The following is a 6490-nucleotide window of genomic DNA, read 5'->3' as shown; positions in this document are numbered from 1 at the left end:
CCATGCCCCATCCCCAATGCCCCATCATAATTTAGCTTACTGCCTGTAGCTCTAAATCTTTTACTTGCTCAAACAATCTTTGTTCTAATACAAGTTCATCAATAAAAGTATCGATTTTCTCTCTATCGATATTTTGCATGACTACAATGTGTACCCAATTCTCAAAACTTGCTAACTGCCATTTTTTAATTAACCTTTGAGAAGGTTTTTTAAAGACGACTGTAGTGGAGAACTTATTGAGCATACATGGATATTCTCTCAATTGAAGCTGTTGAAAAAGATATTGAGCATTCCGAATACAAGTCTTTGCTTCTCTGGCTAAGCCGTTATAACCTCTGCTTTGCAGTGCATACCACAGAATTAGAGGAGCGTGGCCGTTTCTAGAACCGAGAATAGTTGTGTCTTTGGAACCAATATATTCAATCATTGTTTCCACTCTTTCTACCCATTTCTTCTTAGTTAAAACCACGCCACAAGGCAATGGAGAACCCATGAATTTAGCAGAAATCGCCACGCTATCTATGGGTTTTTGAAAGTTAATTTGGGGAGCGCCATCTAAAAAAGGTAATATTAATCCTGAAAGTGCAGCATCACAATGAATGTAATAATTTTTAATTTGATAACGCTCTAAAATTTCTAGAACTTTGTCTAGATCATCGATGGCACCCTTAACAGTAGTGCCAATATTTAAATTTATTATTGCTGGATATTCACGATTTTGGCTAATGAGTTCTGCAAAATGGTCGTAATCCATTTCACCATTAATCTGAGAATCTACAACTTGATGTTTGATGCGAAATAACCTAGCTGCTTTGGGAATTGAGTAATGAGAATCTTGTGATGAATAAAGAATTCCATTGGGATAAATTTCTCTTGCTAAAAACATTCCATATAAATTTCCTTCTGTTCCCCCGGCGGTAACATAACCCCAAAATTTATGTTCGGGAATCTTATATAATTGGGCAAAAAAAGATAATACTTCTTGCTCAAATTGACGAGAATGGAGACCAAAATCTGGTTCTACATAAGGATCTCCAGCATTATTTAGCATGTAATTAAATGATTTAACTATCTCACTGTAATCGCAAGTTAAATTATATGGATAACCTGCATGAAAATGCGATCGCTTTTCTATTGTTTGGAAAAAATTTCCTAACTCTTCAGTAACTCTGTCTGACATACTCTGTGTTTCTTTAGTTCTGATTCAAGGGAAGTTTTAGTCTAAATTCTTGATATAACCCTATTTCTTTACTATTTTTTTATCTTAGAAAGTATGAAATTTTTTATGAAAAATAAAATCAGTGCAAATACGGAAAAATATTTGGCATTCTATTTGAAGATTTCCAAGTATCACTACTGGAAAATATTTAAATATTGAATTTAGTAACCTGTTATTAATAGGTAAATATCTAAGAATACTGTAAGTATTCAACCGGAATTGATATCAAATCCGGATAATCACTTATTAAAATGTCTGTGGATCTTTGCACCAAAGCTTGTTCGCTAAAAGGAAATACGGATAATTACTGATAGTAGCGAACAGCGAAGAGGGTTGAAAGTCTCTTGGTGTCAAGGTTTTACCCTCAGCTTATGTCCTCAGCTACGGTTGATTATGAAAATTTTTTAGTTGCGAAATTTTCTGAGTCTCACCGCGTCGCCACGTCCCTCATTCCCCCATCTTTTTCCAAGGAAGCTTGATTGTGAATCTACTACCTTTGCCTAATTGACTTTCAGCATGGACACTACCACCGTGGGACTCGACAATTTTTTGCACAGTTAGTAATCCTGAACCTGTGTTTCCAGAACGACGAGTGTATGAACTTTCATCAGAGTCTAAAGGTTGAAATAATTGGAACAAGTCATCGGAAGGAATACCAATACCAGTATCTACGATGCTGAAAAAGATATGTTGGTTTGTGGGGTGTGGTAGAATTTCAATCCAAACTTTGCCTCCCTCTGGAGTATACTTCACGGCGTTGCTTAACAAATTGATAAATGCTTCTCGAATGCGTTCTTCATCAACTTGGATGAGTGGGAGTTCTTCAGGTAATTGTATGCTTAACTGGATATTTTTTTGCAATGCTAGAGGTTTAATAAAGTTGAAACAAGAGTCGCATAGTTCTTGAATTGAAGTCGAAGCAAGTTGTAGTTCCATTTTGTTAGATTCAATATTAGTTAAGTCGAGGATATGGTTGATTAATTCCAAGAGGTTCTTAGCGCTTTCTTAGAGATTATTTAGAAACTGGCACTGTTGTTCGCTCAAAAAGTCGTATACTTCATTTTGCGGTGCTTTGGCGATGGTCAGCATGGAGTTGAAAGGGACAATCCCATATCTCAAGACAAGGCTTGTAAGAGAACTCCAAAAAATAAATTATTCCACTTAAAGTCGTTGACTGTTGACTGTTAACTGTCAACCGTCAACGGTCAACAGTCAACAATCTTCTATGGAATATTTTTTTACTTGGAAGTCCCTAATACCAACGCTTGATGTTTAGCACTAGGTATCTCGACACAAACCTTTTAAATTATTTCATATATATTTCGGGAGCGTGCCGTAGACAGGACAGGGGATCGTACAATTTGGAACAAGGGTTTTTTCTTGCTGTGGGCTGTCAATTCTCCCCTTTCCCTTGTCCTCTTCTGCTCAAGTGCCAATATATCACTTCTGGCAGAAGAACAAAAAGTTATGAAGTTTCAAGAAAAAAGCTTGACATTTCGAGTTTAGAAGTCGGTCATCGCAGTTCAAAGGTAAAAGAACAGAGTTGCGGGAACTCATTAACAGGAGCAAGAAAAAACAGGCTTATCTAACCCCTACTCTCTACTCCTTATTTTCAAGCCAGATTCGATACACGTTTAACTTCAGTTCTGCTGTGTAGCAGAAATTAGAGAAAAACTGTAGCAATTTGTTTCTGATGGAGATTTATGAGTTGTAGCTTCTATTATCAAAGAAATCTAACTGTAGACAGATGAAATATGAAACGTTACTGTTGTTAAGAATGTGGCTTTTTTGTGTTTAGCCTATATTGCAAGTGTAGATGCTAAAGACAAGGAATGAATCATTTGACGTGGGACTCATACTTAATTTTTGCCAAGCTAAGTACACCTTTAATCCTTTTTATCAAATTTCCCTCTCTACAAGTGATTCTCCAAATCAAATCCCGTTCCGATTATTAGTCCTGAGTGTATTTCATCCCGTCCACAGCCAGTCCCAAGATATAGGTTTTATTACTCATGCTCAACGTGTCCACTCAAAATTCTCAACAAAATCAGCAATTGATTGATACTACTGATTGGAACGTTATTGAAACGGAATTCGATCCAACGCGGTTGCATCATAAAGAAACAGTTTTTACCCTTGCTAACGGCTATTTAGGAGTGCGAGGTAGTTTCGAGGAAGGGTATCCTCAGGATTCTTGTGCCACGCTGATTCATGGTGTTTATGATGATGTAAAAATTGCTCATACTGAACTTGTGAACTGTCCTAACTGGCTGCCATTGACAGTCAAAGTGGCAGGTGAACGCTTTAGTATGAATAGTGGTGAAATTCTCAACTACGAACGTCGGCTTGATTTGCGTTTGGGTTTAGTTAGTCGTGATGTGCGCTGGCGTAGTCCTAGCGGTCATACTTTAGATTTTCACTTTCAGCGCTTCGCTAGTTTAGCAGATCGACATGTTTTAGCTATTCGTACTCAAATCACATCCGTAGACTTTGAGGGTGAAGTGACTGTGGAAGCGGGGTTTGATAGCGAACCACATACCCAAGGCGTTAGACATTGGCGAACGATAAATCAAGGTGGTGTAGATCGAATTATCTGGCTCAACAGTCAAACTTTGCACTCAGTGATTCAATTGGGAATGGTGGCTAAGTTAGTGGTCGAAGATGATGACACGACAGCTGTGGGTGTCGAAAATGTTTGCAGTTCTCCCACTTTGGCGACCTCCTTTGAGTTTTACCCAGGAAAAACGGTGGCTGTGGAAAAGATTGTCACTGTATTTACTTCACGGGAGACAGAACTCCCCATTGCCGCAGCCATAGAAAGGCTTGGTAGCGAACCAAGGTACGCGACTTTGTTGGCGGCTCACATTGCTGCATGGGAACAAGTGTGGCAAGACAGTGACATTATTATTGGAGGCGATCGCCAAGCTCAATTAAGTGTCCGTTATAATCTATTCCAGTTACTAGCCGTCACACCCCGTAACGATGACCGAGTGAGCATTCCTCCCAAAAGCCTTTCCGGTTTTGCCTATAGCGGACACATTTTTTGGGATACAGAAATTTTCATGCTTCCTTTCCTCACCTACACTCAGCCCGCCTTAGCCCGGAACTTACTCACCTACCGCTATCACACTTTACCAGGAGCTAGGCGCAAAGCCCAAGAAGCAGGTTATCAAGGAGCGATGTTTGCTTGGGAAAGTGCTGTTACTGGCGATGAAGTCACCCCGCGCTGGGTACCGACTCCCACAGGTGAATTAGTCCGTATTTGGTGTGGTGACATCGAAGTGCATATCAACGCAGATATCGCCTATGCAGCATTACACTACTGGCACACCACCAACGATGATGAATGGATACGGGATTACGGGGGCGAAATTATCCTGGATACGGCGGTTTTCTGGGAAAGTCGCGTACAGTGGAACCAAGAACGCCACAGCTATGACATTCTCGATGTCATTGGCCCTGACGAAAACCACGATCGCGTCGATAACAACGCCTTCACCAATCTCATGGTACAGTGGCATCTACAATCAGCTTTGGCACTGTGGGACTGGCTCAAGCAAGCATACCCCGAAACCTCAACCCAATTAGTGCAAAAACTCAACTTAACCACAGAACGTTTGCACCATTGGGCAGAAATCTCAGAGAATTTATTCGTGAATCAAGATGTAAAAACCGGCTTAATTGAGCAGTTTGAAGGATTTTTCCAGCTAGAAGACATTAACTTTGCTGATTACGAACCGCGTACTAAATCTCTGCAAGGCCTATTGGGAATTGAAGCCACAAGCCAAAAGCAGATTCTCAAACAACCAGATGTGTTAATGCTTTTGTTTTTACTGCGGGAGCGTTATGACTATAACACCCTTGCCGCTAATTGGGATTATTACAACCAACGCACAGACCACACCTACGGTTCATCACTCGGCCCAGCCATTCACGCCGTTTTAGCTTGCGATTTGAATCAACCAACCGCAGCTTATACACATTTCATGCGATCGGCCTTGGTAGACTTAGAAGATGTCCGACTCAACGCAGGTGAAGGAATTCACGCCGCCAGTGCTGGAGGAGTTTGGCAAGCAGTGGTATTTGGATTTGGCGGTATCCGCATGACTCAGTTTGGCCCGGTGGCTTGTCCAAATCTTCCATCTCACTGGACGCGTTTGAAGTTTCGCCTGCAATGGCGTGATGAGTGGTATGACTTTGACCTGGGAGTTGAACAAGAAGCTAAAGTTCCCAGTTTGGTAGAAGAAACTGCGAACAGCTTGGTAGAAGTGGAAATTTAGGCAAAAAAAGCTTAATTTCTCCCAAAGATTTGTGGTTCGCGGGTCGCAGTCTTGGCGGTTTGCGTCGTAGCTGAAACGCCTTTTTGTAGAGTATGCGCTCCCCGAACCAGTTCCACAGAATCATAACTAATTATACGGACATGATATGACGCTGGGACGTAAAGACGGGGAGACAAGGGAGAGTTTTGAATTATCAGTAATTATCCGAACTTGATATAACTTGAAAATAGGGAGTAGGAGGAGCCATTCTAGTGGTCTGCCAACCCAAAAATTTGTGAGAGCTGGGGAAAGGGTAAGGGGAAAAGGGTAAGGGATTTAAAACCTTTCCCCTTTCCCCTTTACCCTTTACCCCGCTAAGTTGACTTGGCGAACTACTAGAAGTAAAAGGGACGACCATACAAACCAGGGCCATACAAGGGACGGCCATACAAGCCAGGGCCATAAAAGCCACCATAAAAACCACCGTAGGGGTAAAAACCGCCATAAAAACCCCCTGTTTGAACTTCCTGCTCTTCAGGAGATAGTTCCACAAGTAAATTAGATTGATTATCTTGCTCTGACATAATTGTTTACCTCAACTTGGTATAAATGTCTTACAATATATGTCTAAAAAACATAAGTTGTAATACCTATGTTTTTATTTATAAATATATCTTTTCGAGATTAAACTATCCTAAAGTTAGAAAGAAATTAGCTAAATATACTGCCTTGGATTAAATTAAAATTTCCTCTGAAGTATAATGAAAAATTTTTGTTGTATGCATAAGGCATATTCTCAAAGAAGAATACAGAATTCAAAATACAAAATTCAGCAATCTTGCCGCTCTTTCCTCGCTCCCGCTACGCTATCAGTGAGGGATTCAGACCCGCCACTGATAGCGTAGTGTCAGTGAGTCGCACAAAATACCTTTCCTGTATTCTGATATCATGTCCGGTTGAAGATTTATCATTAGGACTGACGCGGGGACGTAGAGAAGCGCAGACGCGGAGA

General features: G+C 40.6%; 4 protein-coding genes. 1 reads left to right on the top strand and 3 read right to left on the bottom strand.

Annotated elements, in window-relative coordinates; genetic code table 11:
- Nucleotides 1-31: 31 nt before the first annotated feature.
- Both GNE10_RS08445 and GNE10_RS08440 read right to left on the bottom strand, forming a co-directional pair.
- On the bottom strand, nt 32-1180 hold the full coding sequence (locus GNE10_RS08445) for a histidine decarboxylase (RefSeq protein ID WP_185564551.1): 1149 nt from the start codon (nt 1178-1180) through the stop codon (nt 32-34).
- A gap of 486 nt (nt 1181-1666) precedes the next feature.
- A complete protein-coding gene (locus tag GNE10_RS08440; RefSeq protein ID WP_185564549.1) occupies nt 1667-2155 on the bottom strand; it encodes a cell wall metabolism sensor histidine kinase WalK in 489 nt (162 codons plus the stop codon).
- A gap of 1076 nt (nt 2156-3231) precedes the next feature.
- Between GNE10_RS08440 and GNE10_RS08435 the strand changes: the two genes are divergently transcribed.
- The gene (locus GNE10_RS08435) at nt 3232-5499 is read left to right on the top strand and encodes a glycoside hydrolase family 65 protein (protein ID WP_185564548.1); all 2268 of its coding nucleotides are present in this window, start codon (nt 3232-3234) and stop codon (nt 5497-5499) included.
- Nucleotides 5500-5873: 374 nt separating this feature from the next.
- Here the strand turns inward: GNE10_RS08435 and GNE10_RS08430 are convergent, their stop codons facing one another.
- Nucleotides 5874-6062: a hypothetical protein gene (locus tag GNE10_RS08430; RefSeq protein WP_185564546.1), complete on the bottom strand. Its 189-nt coding sequence runs from the start codon at nt 6060-6062 to the stop codon at nt 5874-5876.
- Nucleotides 6063-6490: the final 428 nt, after the last annotated feature.

This window comes from Nostoc sp. 2RC (assembly GCF_014222165.1).
GTDB lineage: Bacteria > Cyanobacteriota > Cyanobacteriia > Cyanobacteriales > Nostocaceae > Nostoc > Nostoc linckia.
The sequence above is the reverse complement of the archived record's forward strand: the minus strand, read 5'-3'. Positions and strand labels throughout refer to the sequence as shown.